A 21,995-nucleotide genomic window follows, 5' to 3' on the forward strand; every position below is an offset into this window, starting at 1 on the left:
TTTTTCCGAGTAAATTTTAAGTTAATGGTACAAGCTAGATACCGTAAGCCTTAAAACAAAAATTACTTTAGGAGGATTTATTTACTATGGCACAACAACAAAATCAACAACAATTACAACAAGCTGTACAAGCAGCTCAGCAGGCACAGCAAGCTGTTCAACAAGCACAAGCAAATGCAAATCCACAGCAATTGCAACAAGCTCAACAGCAGTTACAACAAGCAGAGCAGCAAGTTCAACAGGCTCAACAACAAGCGGGAGCAAACGCTCAACAAAATCAACAGTTACAGCAGGCACAGCAACAAGTACAGCAAGCCCAACAGCAAATCCAACAAGCTCAAGGAAATGCACAAGCTAACCAAAATAATAATCAAAAATAGAAGTAAAATATATAAAAAGGAAGTTCCTTCAATGAACTTCCTTTTTATTTGGAAATACTTTTGTAAAACTAAATCATGCTTTCATTTGTTTTATTTTGATGATTAGAGCTCCAAATAGAATAACAATAAATGAGATGATTCCCATTCCTACAACTATATATGTGAATGAATACTCTTCATTACTAGAAAAAAGAGTATTCATTGTTATAGCTCCAACCAATAAAGACATCGCAATCTCTGTCATAAATGGATGATTAGATTCATTTGTTTTTTTAAAAGTTTCGTTTTCATAGTGACAAAACAGGATAATAGCTAACATTACCAATAAAATAATAAATTCTCCCACCTCACATTACATCGTATCAAATTTTTAATTATTGGAATAAACACATTGTTACCACCTATTCATATAATGGTTACGTGTTATCTTTATATGTTAGGTGAGGATGTTTTATGGACTATTTAACATTTTATATCTATCCTGAAGCACTCATTTTATTACCCACTTTGTATTTTATCGGATTAATTCTAGATCAAACTCCCATCCTACCAAGATGGTCACATGCATGGATTAAATTGATCTTTGCAGTAGTTGCCTGCCTTATTTATTTTGGTGTTGACATTCGATTTGTCGTTCAAGGTATTTTAGTAACAGGAACAGAAATGATTTTTCGAGATGCTATCCATGATTCTATTATAGATTTAGTTAGTCGTTATTCTAAAAACGAAACAAAAGAGGAGCAAGATGAGTATCATGAATAACGATTTTATAGACGGAATACCAAATGGTTACTATTTACAATAAACTAAATTCGTTAGGGGACTAAAATGTTTTAATTTGCTTCACCGAAATAAAAAGAGCCCTAGATTTTTTGAAACTAGGGCATGTCCTTATCTCATAATATTTCCCGGTTTAAAAAATGGAAGGTAAGGGAGTAAAAGGGAAAACATTGAGCATCTCATGCACAAGTTCTTCCTTATCCTTTAATAGAACTTCTCTAAATCATTTGATTACTGATGGCGTTAGGCTAGACCAAACGTTTTCCTTTGGTATCATACCAACCAACTTTTGATCCGTTATAATTGCTATCGGATAGTTGGTTTTTATTGTCTTATCTATCAAATCCCGTACATAATCTTCTGGGGCAGCAGTTTCATAGTCATTCCTAATAACATGTCGTAACTCTCTTTCCTCTTCCAAACCACTTAATGCATCGTCTAGGGAAACCAATCCTTGTAATATTTGATTTTGATCCACAACATATAAATGTGAAAGGCGATTTAATTGCATTTCTTTTATGGCCACATTCAAGCTTTCTTTGATATTAATGAAAGCATTTGGTTCAAGCATAATACTTTTCGCTTGGATTATTTTAGATCGATCAATGTCCTTGACGAAGTCTTCTATATAGTCATTAACAGGGTTATTAAGGATATCTTCAGGTGTACCGATTTGTTCTACTTTCCCATCCTTCATTACTGCAACACGATCACCAATCTTAAATGCTTCATTGATATCATGTGTAATAAAAATAATAGTTTTTTTGAGTTTCTTTTGTAGGTCCAATAGTTCAAATTGCATTTCACGACGAATTAACGGATCTAATGCACTAAATGGTTCATCCATTAACAAGATGTCTGGGTCATTAGCGAGAGCTCTTGCCAATCCAACACGTTGCTGCATACCACCACTTAATTCATCAGGATATTTATTTTCCCATCCTTTTAGTCCTACTGTTTCTAAGCACTTTTGAGCGATTTCAAGTCGTGTCGCTCGTAATACGTTACGTACTTCTAGACCGTATGCAACATTTTCTATTACTGTCCGGTGATTAAACAATCCAAAATGTTGGAATACCATCGCTATTTTCTTTTGCCTGTACTCTTTTAATTCTCGTTCATTATATTTTGTGATATCTTCACCATCCACATAAATACTTCCATCTGTTGGTTGGTTTAATAGATTAAAACATCGAATTAATGTGGATTTCCCACTACCAGATAATCCCATTATGACAAATAATTCTCCATCTTCAATATTAAACGATACATTTCCAATTCCGACTGTATGGCCTGTTTTCTCTAATATTTCCTGTTTCGACATATCCTCTTTAATATTTTTTAATACTTTTTTAGGGTGAGAGCCGAATATCTTTGATACTCCCTTAATTTCTAATTTAGCTGTCATCTATGTGTACTCCCTTCTTTCAGGACCGTCTTTGGTATTTTTCTGAAATGGCAAGTGTTAGTCGGTCAATTATAATGGCTATAAATACAATACTAATACCAGCCTCGAATCCTTTTGCGACGTCAATTTGGTTTAAGGCAGTCAATACTTCCAAACCAAGACCTTCTACACCAACCATAGAGGCAACAACAACCATTGCGAGTGCCATCATCGTTGTTTGGTTGACACCAGTCATGATGGTAGGCAATGCTTGTGGAATTTGCACCTTTTTTAATAGCTGCCATTTGGAAGAACCAAAAGATAAACCTGCCTCAACAACTTCGCTAGGAACCCCACGAATAGCCAGATTGGTTAGTCTTATGATTGGTGGTAGTGCGTAAATAATGGTGGACAATACACCCGGAACAAGACCTAAACCAAAGAAAAAGATACCCGGTATGAGGTAAACAAAAGTTGGCATGGTTTGCATAGCATCAAGAAGTGGTTTGATAAAAACTTCAAATCTCTTATTGTATGACATTAAAATTCCCAGTGGTATACCAATAATGACAGAGATAACTACACTTGCAATGACAATGGTTAACGTAAACATCGTTGCATCCCATAATCCAAATACACCAATCAAAAATAAAAATACCGAGTATAAAATACCGGATGAAACCGATTTATATTGGCATGCCAGTAAAAAGATGGCTAAAATAAAGTACCACCAAGGCACCCAAGTTAGAAAATCATTAAAATGAAGAAGTAACCATAAAAGACCTGACTTAATCGCTTCAAAAAAGCCACTCCAATGCACCGTCAGCCAATCAACAATATTACTTATATAATTACCTATATGGAAGGTTAAATTTTCTGGAAACTCAAACATGATTAAGGTTGCTTAGGCACAACCTTTCACCTCACTTTCTATTACTACTTGTTTTTACAAAGCTGATTTTATTCTTTCGGCAACATCTTCAGGAACCCATTTCGTCCATAATTCCTGATGTTCTTCAAGCCACCACTTAGCAGCTTCTTTTGTAGTTGCATCCTGTTCTTGCATATAAAGAAGCGCTTCGCCTGTTAATTCATTAGAAGTTTCATAGTTTCTTAGTAATTTAGTAACGTCCGGCGCCTTTTCTGGGAAATCCTTATGAACTACAACATATATTTGATTTTCTGGAAAGGCTGTTCCATAATTCTTGTTCCAAATTTCTTCATCATACGCAGGCTCTTCTAAAAGTGTCATATCGTATTTACTTAAAATCCATGTTGGCGACCAGTAATAGCCAACCCATGGCTCGTGATTTTTAAATGCTTTTTCAATGGATGCACTAGTTGCTCCAGAAGACCCAGGTGAAAAATAATTATAATATTCATCAAGACCATACGTTTTGACTTTTTGCTTCATAATTTCTTGGGCAACTGATCCACTGTGACCACCAACAATTCTTCCTTTAGAAGGGTCTGTCGGGTCTTTGAATAGTTCTGGATATTTTTTTAAATCTTGTACTGTTTTTAAGTCAGGTGCCATTGGTTCAATCCCGTGCTCCGGATCTCCCTCAATTACAAATGTTGGGACAAAAAATCCTTGCTGGTTCGTTGTGAAGTTAGTTGCAAGTTCGATAACTTCTCCTGCTTTTTTTGCCTTGAGATATGGTTCCTCTAAATTGTTCAACCAAAGTTCCATATAAATGTCAATTTCCCCTGTGCGAAGACCTGTAAAAGTGGCAGAAGAGGAACCGTTTATAAAGTCAACATTGTAGTTATAGCCGTTTTCTATCATAAACTTCGCTATTTCGTTATGTACGCGCATACTATCCCATCCAGCATCTGCAATAGTAATGGTCCCGCTACTTTTTTCATTTGCTTCTCCTATGGACACATTACTGTATATACCTAAACCTATTAAAAGGCAAAACATCAATGACCAAATATATTTCCATTTATTTCTCATATTCTCTCTCCTTCCTATTTATTATTAGGTTTAATCTACTATTAAATCCGACAATTTTCAACAAATTTCAAAAGGATTTTCTTTTTAATTTTTTTTAATGAGTAAGAAATGATTAAAATAGTAATATTGAACGTATTAAAGGGTAAAGAATTACTATGGTTTTTTATGGAATCGTTATTACAACCATAATTGGAATGATTGCTGGTTTAATTCAAATACCATCATCCATTATGGGTGAAATTCCAAGCCTTGAATCAACATTTGGTATCGTATTCTCGCATTTACATGAGATTTTCACACCTGAATTACTAGCAGTTATTTTTACTTTTTTATTTGTTGCTTTCTTTGATACGGCCGGGGCATTAATTGCAATTACAAGTCAGGCAGGTATTATGAAGGATAATAAGATTCCTAATATTGGAAGGGCATTATTAGCTGATTCTTCAGCTGGTGCAATCGGAGCAGTACTAGGTACATCCACTCCTGCAACAAGTGTTGAGTTCTCTGCTGGTGTTGCTGTTGGAGGGCGGACAGGATTTACATCTGTCATCATTGCTGCATGTTTTTTGATTGCTTTATTCTTTTCGCCGATTATTTCAGTAATAACCGCTGAGGTAACTGCACCTGCATTAATTATAGTTGGTGCGTTAATGGCAATGGAAATTAGTAAAATTAACTGGGGTAAACTCGAAATTGTTATTCCATCTTTTATAACAATTATCATGATGCCTTTAACGTCAAGTGTAGCAACAGGTATTGGACTAGGATTCGTTCTGTATCCCCTAACATTCATCGCGCAAAGGTGTTTTAAAGAGGTCCATCCAATCATGTATGTACTTGGTTTGTTATTTGTTTTGTATTTTGCTTTTATTGTATAAGTAGAACCGAGAAAATGGTCTTCATTGTTTGTTTAATAAAGCCATTTTAAAATCCAATAAGCCCATCATGTGGAATTCATGAAGGGCTTATTGGATTTTCTATTATATTTTTCCTTTTCCACTAGTCTCTTCATAACCATTCACTCTATTCCTATAGGATATCATCACAATATATCCAAGACCGAGGATGCCAAACATTCCAAGCTTTCCTGGAAGAATAAGTGATGCACTGATATTGAAAAGTAGAGTAGAATGAACTTGCATGATAGAATAAACGAAATGGAAAACAATGTAAACAAGGGGCTATATATATGGAAGTATCTATCGTATTTAAGAAGAATTATCATGTTGATTTGCGAGATGTTGATTTTACCAAACGATTAAAATCGAGTACATTATTTAGCTATTTTCAAGAAATCGCTAGTTTATCAGCTGCGGAGCTTGGAGTAGGAATAGAAGTGTTAGCTGATAAGCATGGGGTTGCGTGGATCTTAACGCGAACTCGTGTAGAAATCATCCGGATGCCAAGTTGGGATGAAGAAATTGTAATAGAAACTTGGCCACAGGAGCCAGGAAGATTAGAATTTGAAAGAGATTTTATTGTACGGGATAAGGAAGGGAATCCAATTATTCGTGCGATATCTGGATGGGTCATTATGGATTTAAAAGAAAGGAAAATAAAACGCCCATCAACCATTTCATTTGACACTTCTTCCATACATGAAGACCGTGCACTGGATGTTAAGTTGAAAAAGTTAAAAAGTCCTGGAGGGCTGGAGGTTGTTTATGAAAAGGTGATAGGTTACAGTGATGTTGATTTTAATGGACATTTAAATAACTCAAGATATGTGGATTATATAATGGATTGCTTCCCAATAGAGGAACATCGGACACATACAGTCAGAGCAATTGAGGTAAATTTCAATCATGAAGCATTACCAGGAGATACGATTGTTCTTCAAAAAAATACGAAAGGCATAGATACAAAAGGTGTATACATAGAAGGCTTGAATAAAAGGAAGGATCTGGTTGTGTTTAAAGCAATGATGGAAGTTGAAGAGAAATAGACTGATAAACAGGGGCATTTGATTAAATTGTCCCTGTTTTTTACCTTCAAAATGGGATAAAGCAGTAATGGATAGAATAAAGGTAAAGCATAGAGAGTTCTGTCTAAATTTTAAATGGTAAGGAGGATTTGTATGGAAAAAAAGTGGTGGAAGGAAGCGGTTGTATATCAAATTTATCCTCGGAGTTTTATGGATTCCAATGGGGATGGAATTGGTGATATTCAAGGAATTATATCTAAATTGGATTACGTAAAAGATTTAGGTATCAATGTGATATGGGTTTGTCCCATTTATCAATCACCAAATGATGATAATGGATACGATATTAGTGATTATAAGGCTATTTCGGAAGATTTCGGTACGATGGATGACTTTGAACAATTATTGGAGGAGGTACACCGCCGAGATATGAAGCTAATTATGGATTTGGTGGTGAATCACACATCTGACGAGCATCCATGGTTTGTTGAATCCCGTTCATCCAAGAATAATCCATACCGAGATTACTATATATGGCGTCCAGGTAAAAATGGGAAGGAACCAAATAATTGGGGATCTATATTTGGTGGTTCTGCTTGGAAATATGATAAGAAAACGGATGAGTATTATCTTCATGTTTTCTCAACCAAGCAACCGGATTTAAATTGGGAAAATCCCAAGGTTAGACAAGATATTTATAAGATGATTAACTGGTGGCTGGATAAAGGGATTGACGGCTTCCGAGTTGATGCAATATCTCATATTAAAAAAGTACGTGGCTTACCAGATTTACCAAATCCCAAAAAATTGGACTATGTTCCATCTTATAAAGGACATATGAACCGGAAAGGAATCCAATCGTTTTTACAAGAATTAAAAAAGGAGACATTTACTAAATATGACATCATGACAGTCGGAGAAGCAAATGGTGTGTCTATCAAAGATGCTGAAGGCTGGGTTGGTAAGGAAAAGGGCATATTTAATATGATTTTTCAGTTTGAACATCTAGACCTTTGGGGGAAGGGAACGGATAAAGGATTGGACATTCATGCACTAAAAGAAACATTAAGCAAATGGCAAAACGGGTTAAATGGAGTTGGTTGGAATGCTTTATTTCTTGAGAATCATGATCAGCCCCGTTCGGTATCAACATGGGGAGATGATCAAGATTATCGTGAAAAATCAGCTAAAAGTTTAGCAACGATGTACTTTCTGATGAAGGGAACTCCTTTTATTTATCAAGGACAGGAAATCGGCATGACAAATGTACAATTCCCTTCCATTGAGGATTATGACGATGTGAATAGTAGAAATTTTTATCATTCGGAGCGAAAGAAGGGAGTCCAGAAGGAAGAAATTATGGAAGTGATATGGAAAACGAGTCGTGATAATTCCCGTACACCAATGCAATGGAATGACCATACTAATGCTGGATTTACAACAGGAACTCCTTGGTTAAAGGTTCATCCAAAGTATAAGGAAATAAATGTGGCAAGAGAATTGAAAGATAAAAATTCTATTTATCATTATTATAAAAAGTTGATTCAGTTACGAAACGAAATCCCTACATTGATTTATGGTAGTTATGAACTCCTTTTAGATAATCATGATTATATTTATAGCTATACAAGAACTTTGGAAAATAATCTTGTCTTGGTATTAACCAATCTGTTTAATGTCGATGCAGATTTTAATTTACCAGAAGAGCTGAAGGTGAATAAGAAAGAGTTGTTGTTATGTAATTATGAAGAGTCTGGTATGGAAGAATTAACATTGAGACCTTATGAGGCTAGAGTTTATTTGCTGGAGATATAGATTATGTCTAGGATTTATGTCACCGAATTGTTGAACAATCAGTACAAACGATGTTGAAAATGATTTTCAATATTGCTTATTATAAAAGTGAGTTCACTTTGGAGGTGGCGTGATGAGCAAAATATTAATGATTTACGCAAGTGGAACTGGTAATACAGATATGATAGCAGATGCCATATTAGATTATTTGAAAGATCATAACTATCATGTGGATGTAAAAGTGTTTGATGAAGATAAAATAAACACCAAAGATGTAATTGATTATGATGTAATACTTATGGGGGTTTACACCTGGTCAGACGGGGAAATACCTTACGAAGTAGAAGATTTTTATGAAGGCTTAGATTTTGTCGACCTTACTAGGAAAATCTGCGGTGTATTCGGTTCTGGAGACCAGTTTTATGATGTGTTTGCAGGAGCGGTAGATATTTTTTATGAACAATTTGAAGAAAATGGTGCAAAGATGATTCCGATACGTCTGAAAATCGACTTAGCCCCTGATGAAGAGGGGATTAAGCAATGTCAGGAGTTTGCGCAGAGTGTGATTGAATTGATGAGTGAGAAGGTTGGAAAGAAAAGGTAAAAAGGACTTTATTCCTAGTGAATTATGTGGAGGAGAAAGCAGATATAACTATTACTTCAAAATGAGAGGACAGTAATTCTTATCATTTTACATTTGTAAGATTGATGAAACTAATTTGTGCTGATCTAGGGTAAATGATTAAAAAAATAAGCTATGATTCATGGAAAAATTTTATTTCCATTAACTTACAATTTATAACTTAGTTATTATTAGCAATGCAGTTATTTTGTCCTACTAGACATTCCGAAATTCATTCTAAAGCCACTTGTTGAGAGTGTTCGTTCCTTATATGCTGAATCTAGGGGAGGAATATGAGTTGACTAAAAAGATGATTGAAGAATTATTAGAACTCATCACAATCTGGTTAGATGATATTAGAGATATTAGGGTCAACAGTCTGCATATGGATGAACTGGTCAATCAGCTGGAGCAACGAGTTAATGATATTGGTTCCAATATTAATGGATTAGAGAAAGATGTTCAAAATATTGAGGAAAGCATAAGTGAAATCTCCGATTGTGTAGTGAATAATAAGCAAAAAGCGATGACACAAAAGGGAGCAAATTAAAAAAGCGTGCGATCTAGCAGGCTTATTTTTTTATAACAAAATTTATCAAATTATTCAAATTCCTCAGTTTTTCATGATACGATAGACATATTGACTGGGGGAGAGAGTATGTCAAAACAAGAAGGAACTTTATTATCCATCCTTAGAAAACGTAAGAGCCTTGTGCGGATTCTTATCTTAATTGTTACCATTTTATGGGGGTATGCTTGGGTGCTAATGAAAGCTTCACTAGAATTTATGGGTCCTTTTGCGTTTTCATCCTATCGATTTGGGATTGGTGCAGTTACATCCCTTTTAATTGTGTACATATTAAAAGTTGGTTTACCACCGAAAAAATACTGGAAGCATCTAGTAGTGCTAGGTATGTTACAAACTAGTGCTGTATTTCTACTTGTTATGTTTGCTTTGCGATATGTCGAAGCTGGTAAGTCATCTGTACTTCTTTATTCTATGCCAATTTGGAGTAGTATCTTAGCTGTGAAAATCCTTGGGGAAAAATTAACAACCATGAAAATAGCTGGCCTTAGTGTAGGAATGCTTGGCTTACTAACGATTTTTGGATGGGATATATGGACTGGACAGAGCATTAAAATTATTTTTGGTGAAATTTTAATCATTATTGCGGCAGTTACATGGGCTGTTTCTAATATCTATTATCGTTTAAAATTACAAGAGTTGTCACAATTACAAGTAAATGCCTTTCAAATGCTATTTGGAGCTATTGGGATCTTCTCTGTTACCATCATTATGGAGTGGGGAGAACCGGTGATTTTAAATATCCAAAGTATTTACTATGTATTATTTACCGGTATTCTTGCTTCTGCTCTATGTTTCACCGTTTGGTTTATCATTATGGGTTTGGTTGATATGGTAACAGCTACAATTTCAACATTATTAGTTCCAATTTTTGGGCTTTTATTTAGTAGTCTTTTATTAGAGGAGGAAATGACCGTTAGTATGTTTATTGGCTCATCAATGATTATAGTCGGTATTGCTCTAGCTCAATTAAAAAATCCTCGGCAAGCGTAATGTTTTGGTGGTTTGCGCCATAAAGCTTTTAATTATAACTAAACGGATTTAAATTGGTTACCGATATAGTAAATGATACGAAATTACTATATAAAATTGATGAACGGACTCTATCGTCTGGGGTAAATCAAGGAGGGAATCAAAAGTTTTAATACGGTTAAACGTTATACCTCTAATCATTTTACTAAAAAGCGAAAGAGAGAAAATGGAGGAAACGAATCATGGCAGAGCTATCAACATACATTATTTTTAAACTTGCAGACCAATCATTTGGAGTTGAAGTAAATCAGGTTATTTCCATAGAGCACCTACAAGAGATTACAGAGATACCTAGAACATCTCATTTTATTAAAGGAATAACGTACATTCGAGATGAAACAACCCCAATACTAGACTTAAAAGAACGACTTTTAATGAAGGAAATAGAAAGCACGAAGGATACGAGAATACTGGTTGTACATATAAATAATCTTCAAATCGGACTTATTGTAGATGCTGCATCAGAAGTAAAGGATATTGATGTAGCATTCATTAATCCAGCTCCTTCCATTATTGGTGGTGTGGATGATACGTTCGTCCAGGGTATTGCTAAATTAGATGAAGGCTTACTTACTTTATTAGATTTAGAGACAATTATTGATTCAAGTGAAACAAAAGAATTGCGAGAAGTAGTTACGAAATAAAGAGGATAAGAGTAGTTTTCCTGCTTTCTTTAAGTATGAACGGCAAATGAAGCAATTCTCCTATAAAGTGCCATATTTCCTGGGAAATCTTTACTTATTTTTAACCTTCGACATTTAATACCTATATTAAAGAAAGATGTAGAGGTGAAGAAGGCATGTAATTTTTCATTTTAAACTTATAGACTTTGAATCTATGCTAAAATGTGTAATATTGATTAATATTAGTATGATGTAGGAAGTGAATTTATGCACTCGCAGCCAAGGAAGTACGGCATACGTGATTTCTATTTTTGGAAAATAACAATCAGCTTAGCCTTTGCATCTTTTTTTGTCTTTGCTGGACTTTACATTGTTCAACCACTACTACCATTATTTGTTGAAGAGTTCGGGGTATCGGTAAATACATCAAGCTATGCTTTGTCATTAGCTATTCTAGGATTGATTGTCGGTTTAATCTCACTAGGGTTTTTATCGGATCGAAATGGTAGGACATTATACATAAAATTTTCGATAATAGGATCAGTCATTCCTTTTTTTATTATGCCACTTTTAGATTCTTTTACCATAATATTGATTCTGCGCTTTTTACAGGGGGTTGCTTTTGCGGGATTGCCTGCAGTAGCTATCGCTTATATAAGTGAAGAAATGGAAAAGCGTAGCATTGGTGTGGCAACGGCCTTATACATTTCTAGTAATGCAATAGGAGGGATGACTGGCAGGGTTGTGACTGGATATATATCGGACCATTACTCCTGGCAATATGCTTTTTATCTTTTCGCTATGATTGGTTTAGTGATAGCTTTACTCGTTATTCTTTTTCTCCCTAAATCACGTTATTTTGAGTCAAGTAACGAATCCTTTCAAAAAGATATAGAGGGTTTTTTCTTTCATCTAAAAAATCCAGCAATGGTATTAATTATAGGAATGGGAATTGTCCTTCAATTATCATTTTCTGGAATTTGGACATACTTACCGTTTTATTTAGAAAAAGAGCCATTTTCTCTTCCTCTTGAAGTTATTTCCTATACCTTTTTTGCTTATGGACTAGGAGTAATCGGCTCACCTATGGCAGGGTGGTTATCTGGAAAATTTGGGTTAGATAAAGTACGAAATTTAGGGATAATTGTCGTATCGTTAGGGGCTTTTTTAACGTTATTTCAATCGCTTATTATTATTATCATAGGTTTATGTGTACTATGTCTTGGATTTTTTACAGCCCACTCTCTAACAGCATCTTCAGTGGGCGAGAAAGCAACCCATCATAAAGGCAGTGCATCCAGCCTTTATTTAGTTGCTTACTATATTGGGGTAATGCTTGGAAGCTCTGCGCTTAGTCCCATTTGGGAATTAGCAGGTTGGAAGGCAATCATCATTGTTTCAGGACTCTTACCTATTGTTTATTTACTTTTTGTAAATATGATGAATAAATACCAAAGAAAACAATCATAAGAGTTTACGAAAATGTGGATTCCATTAGAACAGTATAGTAGCTTATGGGCTATAAATGGTTTTCTTATCGTTTTATCGCAACCTTTGATAAAATGGGTAGAAAAGAAAATATTAAAAGGAGTGTAATGATGGCTAATAACACCAAGATAAAATTAATTGCACTGGATATGGATGGGACGTTACTTACTTCCAATCATGAAGTTTCTCAACGAACAAAAAATGCTATTGCCAAGGCTTTAGAAAAGGACATTCATGTTGTTTTAAGCACGGGACGTGGATTTCAAACTTGTCATCCTTTCGCTAAGGAATTGAAATTGACATCCTATTTAATTACAGCAAATGGTGGAGAAATATGGACGGTGGATAAACGACTTCTCAATCAGCATTTGCTTCAAGCGGAGACTATTGAGAAATTATGGAACACTGGAAAAGAAGTTGGCGTGGATATGTGGATGATATCTACGGATCGAATTTTTCGAAATGAGGCTCCAGATAATTTTTATGATTATAAATGGCTTAAATTTGGGTGCCAATCTAAAGAACAAGATAAATTGGACAGAATGGTAGAAGATCTTTCTTATTATGAGGGATTAGAGCTTACAAACTCTTTACCTATCAATGTTGAAGTAAATCCTAAGGGTGTTAGTAAGGCAAAAGCATTGCATTTCCTTTGTGAAAAAATCGGTATTACCATGGATGAAATCATGGCATGTGGTGATAGCTTGAACGATATTAAAATGATTCAGGAAGCTGGAATTGGAGTAGCTATGGGAAATGCACAAGAAGCTATCAAAAATGTGTCAAACTATGTGACAGATACGAATGATAACGATGGTGTAGCGAAGGCTATTGAAAAATTTGTACTGTATTAGTAAAAGGAACCTCCACAAATGTGTGGGGGTTTTTTGTTAGGTATGAGGAAAAGACGATAGATTAGAAGGAAAGCTGATAAAAGAGGGGAACGCAGAATCAAAGGAAGTCCTTCATAAGTAAAATATACTCCCTAAACAGCATCTCCCCTATACACATAATCTTAAATTCCAGCAATCCAATACATTAATAACGAAACAAGTATAGAAGCTATCAACATTGCTAAAAACGGACGCAATGCTTTTTCACGAACATCTTTTAAACTAACATTAAGGCCTAGTCCAACCATGGCAGAAGTAAGTATGAAGGTAGTTGCTAGACTAATTCCATCCATCACGCCTTCTGTAATAGGAATCACGTTTCCTAAAATATAGCTTCCAAATAGACTCATAGCTATAAAGCCTAGCAGGAACCATGGGAAGGATACTGTGGCATTTTCTCGTTCATCCGATGTTTTACGCTTTTTCATCCAATAAATTAATATAAAGCAAAGAGGAACAAGTAAAAATACACGACCAAGCTTTGCCAGAAGTGCCACAGCCAATGCTCCTTCACCAGAAGGTTCAGCAGCTAGGGCAACATGTGCCAATTCGTGTAAGCTCAAGCCTGACCAAATACCATATTGAAGGTTTGAAATCGGTAGAATCGGTAGCAATAATGCATAAATAATAGAAAATACTGTACCAACTAATGCGATGATTCCTACACTAATAGCAGTGTCTTCATCCTTGGATTTGACAATCGGTGCAACAGCTGCAATTGCTGCAGCCCCGCAGACCCCAGTTCCTACTCCAAGTAAAAGAGCAATTTGAGTATTCCCCTTTAGTAATTTTGCTAAAAATACAGTGACTAAAATAGCAAAGATTATTGTAATGCTTCCTTTAACTAATAGTCCTAGTCCTTCACTAAAAATAACTTCAATGTTTAATTTTAGTCCGTATAAAATGATTGCAAAACGTAATAAGTATTTAGATGAGAACTGTATTCCATTACGGAAAGATTCTGGATATCCAAATATCTGGCGATAAATAATAGCTAACATAATTGCACAAGCTAGTGGACCAATCTGATTAAACCCAGGAATTATAGAAAGTAAATATCCAATAAATGCAATGAAAAAAGTAAATAGTACACCAATAACTATACTTTTGTCTTGATTGCACTCTCTAGTTGTCATATAAACAGTCCTTTCTAAAGATGACTTTTATCATTATAAGTTTTGTCCTATAATAAGGAAAATAAATTATAATTATAATGATAATAAGTAATCCTTATTATAGACAGTCGTATTATAAAAAAGGAGCTATAAAAATGGATCAGCAATTAATCGTTTTTGTAGAAGTGGCTGAACGGAAAAATTTTTCACGTGCTGCAGAGGTTTTACATATGACGCAGCCTGCCGTTAGTCAATATATCGCTTCCTTTGAAAGGGAATTGGGTGTGCCACTTTTAGAAAGAACAAATAAGTTTGTAGAGTTAAACAGGGCAGGGGAAATCGTCTATCCATATGCTAAAACCATATTAAGAAATTACGAGCAAATGAAAACATTGGTTTCCGACATTAAGAACGATCCAAGTGGTGAGTTAAAAATAGGTGCTAGTTATACGATTGGAGAGTATATGCTCCCGAAATTTCTTGCAAGGCTGCAGGAATGGTATCCAAAAATTATTCCAGCTGTATCTATAGGAAATACGGAGGAAATAGGTAAAAAATTGATTAACCATGAAATTGATATTGGATTAATTGAGGGGAAAGTGTCACACACACGTATCGTTACAAAGGAGTTTGCAATGGACGACATGTATATCATTGCAGGTGGTAGGGAAGCCTTAGAAGGAGAAAAAATTTCCAAGTCATTTTTGGAAAAACAGACGTGGATTATACGAGAAGAGGGTTCTGGTACTCGTGCAATGCTGGAGAAATTTTTGGAAAAGAATCATATTACACCAGCACGTCTCATATCCTTTGGTAGTACGCAAACTATTAAAGAGGGTGTAGAATCTGGCTTAGGTATTAGTTTACTTTCTGATTTAACCTTTAAAAACGAATTACAGCTAAAGCGGATACAAAAATTACCAGTAGAAGGGACACCATTACAACGTCATTTTTCCATTATCAAAAACCAACAAGATTTTTACCCTAAAGCATTGCAAGTATTTGAAGCGTTAGTTCAATCCAATGACTAGAGCCCAGCAAAAATGGATGGGCTTCCTTTGCTTGAGGGAAAGATGTATAATAGGAAGTGGATAAAGAAAGGGGATGCTTTCATGGCATTTTCTCGAGGACCGAAAGAACCGGTTCAAGAGGTAGAAACGAACGTATGGTCATGTACAAGTGAAGATTGTCAAGGTTGGATGAGAGAGTCATTTAGTTTTAATGATGAACCATCATGTCCACTTTGTGACTCCTCTATGGAGCGAGAAGTACGCGTACTTCCTGAGGTGAAGTAGAGAAGTATCTCCATCATGTACAAAGCTAAACAAGAACGGTGTCCTAAAAGGCATCTTTTTTATTAGCATCCACAGCCCTGATTCTATTTGAATCGGGGTTTTTGTGATTAGGTAGGTATAAAATTTTACGTGTAATACGATGCATAAGTAGGAATAGCCATGTCCACAATAGGCTAAATCTTTAGGCAGACTTCCTCCACCACATGAAACTTGGTGAAATCCGAGGCTTAGTTGTACTTTTACCCTTGTGGTGGAAGTCAACATCGACCTAAATTCTAGGGAAGGCCTATTAAGAACAGGCTTGCACTTTTAATCCTCATCTCAAGGAAATTATTATCGCAGGTTAAGGGGTAGCAATACCATCACTTTTAGGTGGGGGATGAAAGAAAACTCCCACTGATTGAAGATTAACTTTATAAAATAATTCACTATCCGCCCAATTTTTCATATCCTATACCAGAACCTAAAAAAGGATGTGTCTCTTTGAAGAAATATTATGTAACCGCAAATACGGCAGAAGGGTTTATTAATTTGCTTTCCAGCAATGTAACAAATTTTAATCAAATAATTATATTAAAGCATCCGTCACATACCTTGAAGACAGCATTAATCAAGGATATTTTTGAAACATATTATTCAACAGATGATGTTGAAATATTGCTTAGTGCTTTAGGAAAGCAATATTTAGATGGAATTATTATTCGTAATAAAGCTTTAGCAATAATTGATGACCGGATTGCAACACCGGATTTAAACGGGACGATTGAAATAGATTGTCAGTTATTTATTAAAGAAAAGCCTTATATTAATAAAGAATATGAGGATAAATTTGTTTATTATACACATAGTGCTTATAACCATTTTAAAGAAGGATTAACCATTCATGATGATTTAGAGGGTATTTACATTAAAGAAATGGATTTTGAGAAGGCTGATAAATTAGCGGAAGAGTTTACTGCAAAATTAATTACAAGTCAGCAGAAACAAGTTCGTGATGCAACAACGGTTCGCCGTTTGTTTGGAACCAATACATTTGACGGGGTAGTAAATGAGGTCCCACACATTATCAAAAATCTTTCAAGGGTTTATCACGTAAAGGGACGTGCAGGAACAGGGAAATCCACCTTCATGAAAAAAATCGCAGAAGAAAGTATGAAGTATGGCTATGATGTGGAGTTATATCATTGCAGCTTTGATCCACAAAGCATTGATATGGTACTCGTTCCAGAATTAGACTTTTGTCTTTTTGATAGTACGGATCCACACGAATTTTTTCCGCAGCGGGATGGAGAAGAAATAATTGATCTTTATGAGGAAGCTGTTACCCCTGGAACCGATGAAAAATATAAAGATCAAATCGTGAAAGTAAACAATCGTTACAAATCATATATGAAGCAAGGTGTGAAAGAACTAGCCAAGGCTGGGGGATATCTAGAAAGAGTGGAAAATAGTTTCGTTTATACCCATAAGGAAAAAAATAATATTTCAGGCTATATTAAAAATCAAATAATAAAATAACGCATTTAAGGACAGTGCCAAAAGGTATTCTGTCCTTAAATTATTTAATATCAGAAAATTAAATAAAATTTAAAAAATATCAGGTATTCCTCTTGATATTTTTTAAAAAGTAATGTACAATGAATTAACAATTAACAGAAAATTTTGATAGGTTAACTATCAAAAAATTAAGGGGAGGTGGATTGGATGGTAACAGTTAAAATGTTAAAACCTTACTATATTAAGACAGATAGTAAGTATGTCCGAATTGTGCTTGCATACCAATATTTCTCCGTTGTAATAGACAATAAAGACTACCAGTTTATTCCTATCGAAGCAAATGAGTTTCGAATCAACCGTCGAACCCAGAAGGTGGAAAATATTGATGCGAAATTTGCCTTTCAGCATGGGAAAGAAGTCGTTTACCTCACTTTGGCCAAACTAATTACCCTCCCGGATTTCTTACAACAACTTCATGCTATCGCCGGGTCATATTACATTCGTGAAACAAAAGAGACGAATGAGATGGAAGAAAGTAAGAAGGACAACAGTATTGAAAGCGCAATCATTATTGAGGAATTAGAGAAAATGAATGTTAAACGCTTAATTGATAAGGCATTAGATGATCGCGATGAAGCGGTGTTTAAGGAATTAGTTAAATATCTTTAAGATAATAAAGGAAGCCAGTCGTTAAGGCTAGCTTCTTTTTTTGGAAAGTATTTATCGCAGGTTAAGGGCAGTCATACCCACCTCAATGATGGAGGAAAAACGAATCCTTTTAGGTGAGGATAAACTGCCCCTAAAAGCCCACTTCGTTCGGGTTTACAGGATGTAAATCTCAGGTCGCCTAGCAACGGGAGCTCAGACTTTAGCCTTTGTTCCTGTGCTTTAGTGGGGGATGAAAGACCCCATGGATTGAAGCTTCATTTTATTTACCTGATACATCTCTTAAAATCTTTATAGTTTTCTCTATAGGGTGTCCGTTATTTGCTTTATGCGTATTTTCAACCTTCATTGCTATTACAGAACTGAAGCAAGCTATGAATGAACAAGTGGTGTAGGTCGACGCAAGGTGAATCGTACTTATTTGTACTTCCCCTTGGCATCCTTAATGTCACCATACCCTCTGTAAAAGCATCGGTATCCACAGCTTTTTTAGTAAAATAAATATTATCTGAGCGTGTTTGAGCATCCTTTAAATCAATTGATCCAATAGAGGTTGAAACACGTGTAATCTCATAGTTTCCCCAGGATTCCTTACCCCAAGTTAGTCCATCAATTTCGATTTCCTCATCCGGTTTTATCCATTTTGTAATCCAATGGCAGATGTAACGGGTTTTAGAATGAAACCTGGTGAGAAAGTGGATGTCATCCGGTTAGTTAATAGTTGGTGCTATTCTAATTTTGTCCACATATTTAATGTTGTTCCGTACATAAATTCATTCGCATCAAAACTAGGGATACTTACTAATGCTAATGTTTCCCCGGATTTAGGATGTATAGCCGCGGTTGTATCTAACTGAATGAAAAGATATCGTCTACCACTAGTTATGGATAGGTTATGTATTATATAGTTAATTATATACAGAAAAAATCAACTTGATCATAAGGCTTTAAATTTGAAAGTAGGTGAGAGTACTTGATTGGTGAAAGAATGAAAAGTTTACGTCTAGAAAAGAATATGTCACTATCAGAGCTGGCCGAAAAAGCAGGAGTTGCAAAATCCTATTTAAGTTCGATTGAACGTAACCTTCAATCGAATCCTTCTATTGAATTTATCGAGAAAATTAGTAGTGTTTTAGGTGTTTCCATAAATGACATATTGAATGTTAATAAAGGTCAGGTAGAAGACACTAATGAATTAGATTCGGAATGGTTAGAGATCGTTAAAGAAGCTATGGAATTAGGTGTTTCTAAAGAACAATTTAAAGAGTTCCTGGAGTTTGCGAAATGGCGAAAACAGAATGAGAGTTAATGAGGAACCGTAAAGCAAAATAGCTTTATGGTTTTTTTATCGCAGGTTAAGGGGCAGTAATACCCCCACTGATTGAGATTCATTTTATGTCAATACGATTATCTGGGAGAATAACCAAATTTAATTTATCTTGTATAAGTACTTTCATTTGAAGAATTATTGCATATGATATTGTAAAAAATTAGTAATAATATGAAACTGAATATATCTGTATTGTTGTTACTATCGGGGAATTTATAAGGCATTCCTTACTGTTTTAAATATTGCAATGGTATATCATAGAGACAACAAAAATATTAAAACTTTAGTTAGATTAAAATTAGAGTAGTATATTTCATATCTATGTGATACTATTCTTTTAGGTTATATCGACAGAATAAAACAAAAAATGATCAGCTCATCTAGGATGGACGATATTTTTCAAAAAGGCGGGAAATCCAGGTATGAGGGAACAAGAAAAGTATACAAGGATGCTTAAGCAATTAATTCATGAAACAGAAAACCAACAAATCAAGTCTGCTGAAGAGCTCATACAGAAGTTGATAAAGGAATTATCAAGTAATCAAACCTTAAGTGAACATACACAAATATAAGGAAAAGCTACATTCCTAGAAATGTAGCTTTTTGTATTGGAGTAAGACATTTAAGAATATAGAAATTGACATGATAATATAGTTTGAAAAAACGAATATTATTCAGATGTACTCTTCTCATCTATTTCGATATATTTCGGGTCTAAATCTGAGATTTGGGCTTGGTCATTCGTTAGATCCACGATCCAATCTTTAAAAGGTTCCTCGTCACCATCCTTTACATAGACAATAAACTCAACATTTTCTAAGTAATTTATCGTTTCCAAAATATGTTCAGAGTTACGGATAACATTTTCGAGTTTTCCTAATAGACCATATTCAACGGTAATAGAAACACCTTTCATGAGCTGTCTTTTGACAACACCTGTTGTTTTAATTGCTTGAGAGGTAGTGCTTCCATATGCACGAATTAATCCGCCTGCACCAAGCTTAATGCCTCCGAAATAACGAGTTACAACGACGGCGGTATCTTTTAGGTGTTGTTTTTTCAGCACCTCTAATATGGGAACACCAGCTGTTCCGCTAGGTTCCCCATCATCATTAGCTTTTTGAATTTCGTCATGTTCTCCGATGATATAGGCCGAGCAGTTATGTGTAGCGTCATAATGCCTTTTTTTAATCTCTTGAATAAACGCTTGGGCCTCTTCTTCTGTCGTTACTCGTTTTACATAACCAATAAATCGCGACTTTTGAATTGTTAGTTGGTCACTTCCCTCTGGTTTTACGGTATAATAACTAGATAACATATGGATGAATCCTCCTACATAGGAAAATATAGTTTGACTTTTGGATATAAAGGGTATAATATCCTAGAATATTTTTTTGACCCTCTAAAATTTAGAAATAGTTACGTATAAGTATAACATAGGTTGGTGGAAAACAATGGCGGTGAAATTTAGTGAAAAAGCATTGGATCATGTCATAAATGAGATGATTAATGTCGTTGATCATAGTAAGGATGAGGTTTTCAATATTAGTGAAGGGGCTCGTTCTGAATATGAGCGGCTTTTGGTTGAGCTTAAAGAAACAAAAGAAAAGGTCATAAAGCATATCGAAAATGGAGATAAGCTTGATCAAAAGGTGCGGTTTTCCAGACAACGTTTAGCAGAGGTTAGTAAATATTTTGATAGGTATTCTGAAGAAGAGATACGTCAAGTATATGAAAACACACATAAAATGCAAACAAAGCTTGCCATTTTACGGCAGGAAGAGAAAATTTTACGAGATAAACGGGATGATTTGGAGAGAAGGCTTATAAATCTTTCCAAAACGATAGAACGAGCAGAAGGTCTGGCAAGTAAAATTACGGTTGTATTGAATTATTTACAAGATGACTTCCAGCAAGTAAATGAAATGATTGAAGATGCAAAGGAAAAACAGGAATTTGGTCTTAAAATTATTGAGGCACAAGAGGATGAACGACGCAAAATTTCAAGAGAAATTCATGATGGTCCTGCACAAATGCTTGCTAATATATTACTTCGCTCTGAAATAATCGGGAAAATTTACCAACAGGGTGATGCAAAAAAGGCATTAGATGAAATGCGGAGCATTCGAGAAATGGTCAGATCCTCTTTATATGAAGTCAGAAGAATAATTTATGATCTTCGACCAATGGCATTGGATGATTTAGGATTAATTCCAACGATTAAAAAATATATATCATCTGTTTCAGAATATCAACAATTAGATATTGGATTTGTGTTGTTAGGTGAGGAAAAACGTTTAAATCAAAAATATGAGATAGCGTTTTTCCGTCTTATGCAGGAAGCACTACAAAACGCTATTAAACATGCGGAAGCTTCTTCTATTCAGGTAAAATTAGAAATAGGAGAAAATCAATTAACTTTAATTGTAAAAGATAATGGAAAAGGTTTTGACCCTGGAATAAAAAGTGATAAATCCTTTGGTTTGATTGGAATGAAGGAGCGTGTTGAGATTCTTGATGGAAAGCTTACCATTCAGTCCGTCATTGGAAAAGGGACAACTATATCCATTCAAGTTCCATATAACGCAACATAGCGTTATAATAAATAGATAAAAATAGTTTT

Annotated in this window: 24 protein-coding genes and 1 pseudogene; 18 read left to right on the top strand and 7 right to left on the bottom strand. The window is 34.9% G+C overall.

What is annotated here, in order from left to right; all coding sequences use genetic code 11:
* Positions 1-86: 86 nt before the first annotated feature.
* Positions 87-380 (top strand): hypothetical protein, encoded by a 294-nt coding sequence (locus CAO17_RS02850; RefSeq protein WP_085991317.1) that lies wholly within the window; start codon positions 87-89, stop codon positions 378-380.
* A 73-nt stretch (positions 381-453) separates the two neighbouring features.
* Here the strand turns inward: CAO17_RS02850 and CAO17_RS02855 are convergent, their stop codons facing one another.
* Positions 454-705, bottom strand: a complete 252-nt coding sequence (locus tag CAO17_RS02855; protein ID WP_143833711.1) for a hypothetical protein — start codon at positions 703-705, stop codon at positions 454-456.
* Positions 706-833: 128 nt separating this feature from the next.
* Here CAO17_RS02855 and CAO17_RS02860 point away from each other — a divergent pair, with 128 nt between their 5' ends.
* The gene (locus CAO17_RS02860; protein ID WP_085991319.1) at positions 834-1,142 is read left to right on the top strand and encodes a phage holin family protein; all 309 of its coding nucleotides are present in this window, start codon (positions 834-836) and stop codon (positions 1,140-1,142) included.
* 241 nt (positions 1,143-1,383) lie between these two features.
* Here the strand turns inward: CAO17_RS02860 and CAO17_RS02865 are convergent, their stop codons facing one another.
* Genes CAO17_RS02865 through CAO17_RS02875 form a run of 3 tightly spaced genes read right to left on the bottom strand, consistent with a single transcriptional unit; the run spans position 1,384 to position 4,507 of the window.
* Positions 1,384-2,568 carry a quaternary amine ABC transporter ATP-binding protein gene (locus tag CAO17_RS02865; protein ID WP_085991320.1) on the bottom strand — a complete coding sequence of 395 codons (1,185 nt, stop codon included), beginning with the start codon at positions 2,566-2,568 and terminating at the stop codon, positions 1,384-1,386.
* 19 nt (positions 2,569-2,587) lie between these two features.
* Positions 2,588-3,439 carry an ABC transporter permease gene (locus tag CAO17_RS02870; protein WP_085991321.1) on the bottom strand — a complete coding sequence of 284 codons (852 nt, stop codon included), beginning with the start codon at positions 3,437-3,439 and terminating at the stop codon, positions 2,588-2,590.
* Between the two features lie 54 nt (positions 3,440-3,493).
* Entirely contained in the window at positions 3,494-4,507 is a 1,014-nt protein-coding gene (locus CAO17_RS02875) for an ABC transporter substrate-binding protein (protein ID WP_085991322.1), read from the bottom strand.
* A 158-nt stretch (positions 4,508-4,665) separates the two neighbouring features.
* Between CAO17_RS02875 and CAO17_RS02880 the strand changes: the two are divergent.
* Positions 4,666-5,385: pseudogene (locus CAO17_RS02880) on the top strand (solute carrier family 23 protein); the annotation flags it as partial.
* 102 nt (positions 5,386-5,487) lie between these two features.
* Here the strand turns inward: CAO17_RS02880 and CAO17_RS21295 are convergent.
* Positions 5,488-5,649, bottom strand: a complete 162-nt coding sequence (locus CAO17_RS21295) for a hypothetical protein (RefSeq protein ID WP_218775524.1) — start codon at positions 5,647-5,649, stop codon at positions 5,488-5,490.
* Between the two features lie 47 nt (positions 5,650-5,696).
* Here CAO17_RS21295 and CAO17_RS02885 point away from each other — a divergent pair, with 47 nt between their 5' ends.
* The 8 genes from CAO17_RS02885 (at position 5,697) to CAO17_RS02920 (ending at position 13,430) form a co-directional block, all read left to right on the top strand.
* Positions 5,697-6,452, top strand: coding sequence for an acyl-[acyl-carrier-protein] thioesterase (locus CAO17_RS02885; protein ID WP_085991324.1), 756 nt, complete (start codon positions 5,697-5,699; stop codon positions 6,450-6,452).
* 132 nt (positions 6,453-6,584) lie between these two features.
* A complete protein-coding gene (locus CAO17_RS02890) occupies positions 6,585-8,246 on the top strand; it encodes a glycoside hydrolase family 13 protein (RefSeq protein ID WP_085991325.1) in 1,662 nt (553 codons plus the stop codon).
* Between the two features lie 112 nt (positions 8,247-8,358).
* Positions 8,359-8,829 carry a flavodoxin gene (locus CAO17_RS02895; RefSeq protein ID WP_085991326.1) on the top strand — a complete coding sequence of 157 codons (471 nt, stop codon included), beginning with the start codon at positions 8,359-8,361 and terminating at the stop codon, positions 8,827-8,829.
* Positions 8,830-9,145: 316 nt separating this feature from the next.
* Positions 9,146-9,397 carry a hypothetical protein gene (locus CAO17_RS02900; RefSeq protein WP_085991327.1) on the top strand — a complete coding sequence of 84 codons (252 nt, stop codon included), beginning with the start codon at positions 9,146-9,148 and terminating at the stop codon, positions 9,395-9,397.
* A gap of 108 nt (positions 9,398-9,505) precedes the next feature.
* Positions 9,506-10,426 (top strand): DMT family transporter, encoded by a 921-nt coding sequence (locus CAO17_RS02905; protein ID WP_085991328.1) that lies wholly within the window; start codon positions 9,506-9,508, stop codon positions 10,424-10,426.
* A 221-nt stretch (positions 10,427-10,647) separates the two neighbouring features.
* Positions 10,648-11,109, top strand: coding sequence for a chemotaxis protein CheW (locus CAO17_RS02910; protein ID WP_085991329.1), 462 nt, complete (start codon positions 10,648-10,650; stop codon positions 11,107-11,109).
* A 246-nt stretch (positions 11,110-11,355) separates the two neighbouring features.
* The gene (locus CAO17_RS02915; protein ID WP_085991330.1) at positions 11,356-12,558 is read left to right on the top strand and encodes an MFS transporter; all 1,203 of its coding nucleotides are present in this window, start codon (positions 11,356-11,358) and stop codon (positions 12,556-12,558) included.
* Positions 12,559-12,602: 44 nt separating this feature from the next.
* Positions 12,603-13,430, top strand: coding sequence for a Cof-type HAD-IIB family hydrolase (locus CAO17_RS02920; protein WP_245831750.1), 828 nt, complete (start codon positions 12,603-12,605; stop codon positions 13,428-13,430).
* A gap of 161 nt (positions 13,431-13,591) precedes the next feature.
* On the opposite strand, the gene CAO17_RS02925 is transcribed toward CAO17_RS02920, so the two are convergent.
* The gene (locus CAO17_RS02925; protein WP_085991332.1) at positions 13,592-14,605 is read right to left on the bottom strand and encodes a YeiH family protein; all 1,014 of its coding nucleotides are present in this window, start codon (positions 14,603-14,605) and stop codon (positions 13,592-13,594) included.
* Between the two features lie 134 nt (positions 14,606-14,739).
* Between CAO17_RS02925 and CAO17_RS02930 the strand changes: the two genes are divergently transcribed.
* The 6 genes from CAO17_RS02930 to CAO17_RS20920 all read left to right on the top strand — a co-directional run bounded on the left by CAO17_RS02930 (position 14,740) and on the right by CAO17_RS20920 (position 19,944).
* Positions 14,740-15,615 (top strand): LysR substrate-binding domain-containing protein, encoded by an 876-nt coding sequence (locus CAO17_RS02930; protein ID WP_085991333.1) that lies wholly within the window; start codon positions 14,740-14,742, stop codon positions 15,613-15,615.
* A gap of 81 nt (positions 15,616-15,696) precedes the next feature.
* Positions 15,697-15,879, top strand: coding sequence for a cold-shock protein (locus tag CAO17_RS02935; RefSeq protein WP_085994391.1), 183 nt, complete (start codon positions 15,697-15,699; stop codon positions 15,877-15,879).
* A 483-nt stretch (positions 15,880-16,362) separates the two neighbouring features.
* The gene (locus CAO17_RS02940) at positions 16,363-17,397 is read left to right on the top strand and encodes a hypothetical protein (protein WP_085991334.1); all 1,035 of its coding nucleotides are present in this window, start codon (positions 16,363-16,365) and stop codon (positions 17,395-17,397) included.
* A 186-nt stretch (positions 17,398-17,583) separates the two neighbouring features.
* Positions 17,584-18,045, top strand: coding sequence for an IDEAL domain-containing protein (locus CAO17_RS02945; protein ID WP_085991335.1), 462 nt, complete (start codon positions 17,584-17,586; stop codon positions 18,043-18,045).
* A gap of 970 nt (positions 18,046-19,015) precedes the next feature.
* Positions 19,016-19,351 (top strand): helix-turn-helix domain-containing protein, encoded by a 336-nt coding sequence (locus CAO17_RS02950; protein ID WP_085991336.1) that lies wholly within the window; start codon positions 19,016-19,018, stop codon positions 19,349-19,351.
* A gap of 443 nt (positions 19,352-19,794) precedes the next feature.
* Complete coding sequence (locus CAO17_RS20920; RefSeq protein ID WP_179151878.1) at positions 19,795-19,944, top strand: hypothetical protein; 150 nt, start codon at positions 19,795-19,797, stop codon at positions 19,942-19,944.
* Positions 19,945-20,042: 98 nt separating this feature from the next.
* On the opposite strand, the gene CAO17_RS02955 is transcribed toward CAO17_RS20920, so the two are convergent.
* A complete protein-coding gene (locus tag CAO17_RS02955) occupies positions 20,043-20,690 on the bottom strand; it encodes a YigZ family protein (protein ID WP_085991337.1) in 648 nt (215 codons plus the stop codon).
* Between the two features lie 136 nt (positions 20,691-20,826).
* On the opposite strand from CAO17_RS02955, the gene CAO17_RS02960 reads away from it, so the two are divergent.
* On the top strand, positions 20,827-21,966 hold the full coding sequence (locus CAO17_RS02960; protein WP_085991338.1) for a sensor histidine kinase: 1,140 nt from the start codon (positions 20,827-20,829) through the stop codon (positions 21,964-21,966).
* Positions 21,967-21,995: the final 29 nt, after the last annotated feature.

Source organism: Oceanobacillus senegalensis (assembly GCF_900176885.1).
Taxonomy (GTDB): domain Bacteria; phylum Bacillota; class Bacilli; order Bacillales; family Amphibacillaceae; genus Oceanobacillus; species Oceanobacillus senegalensis.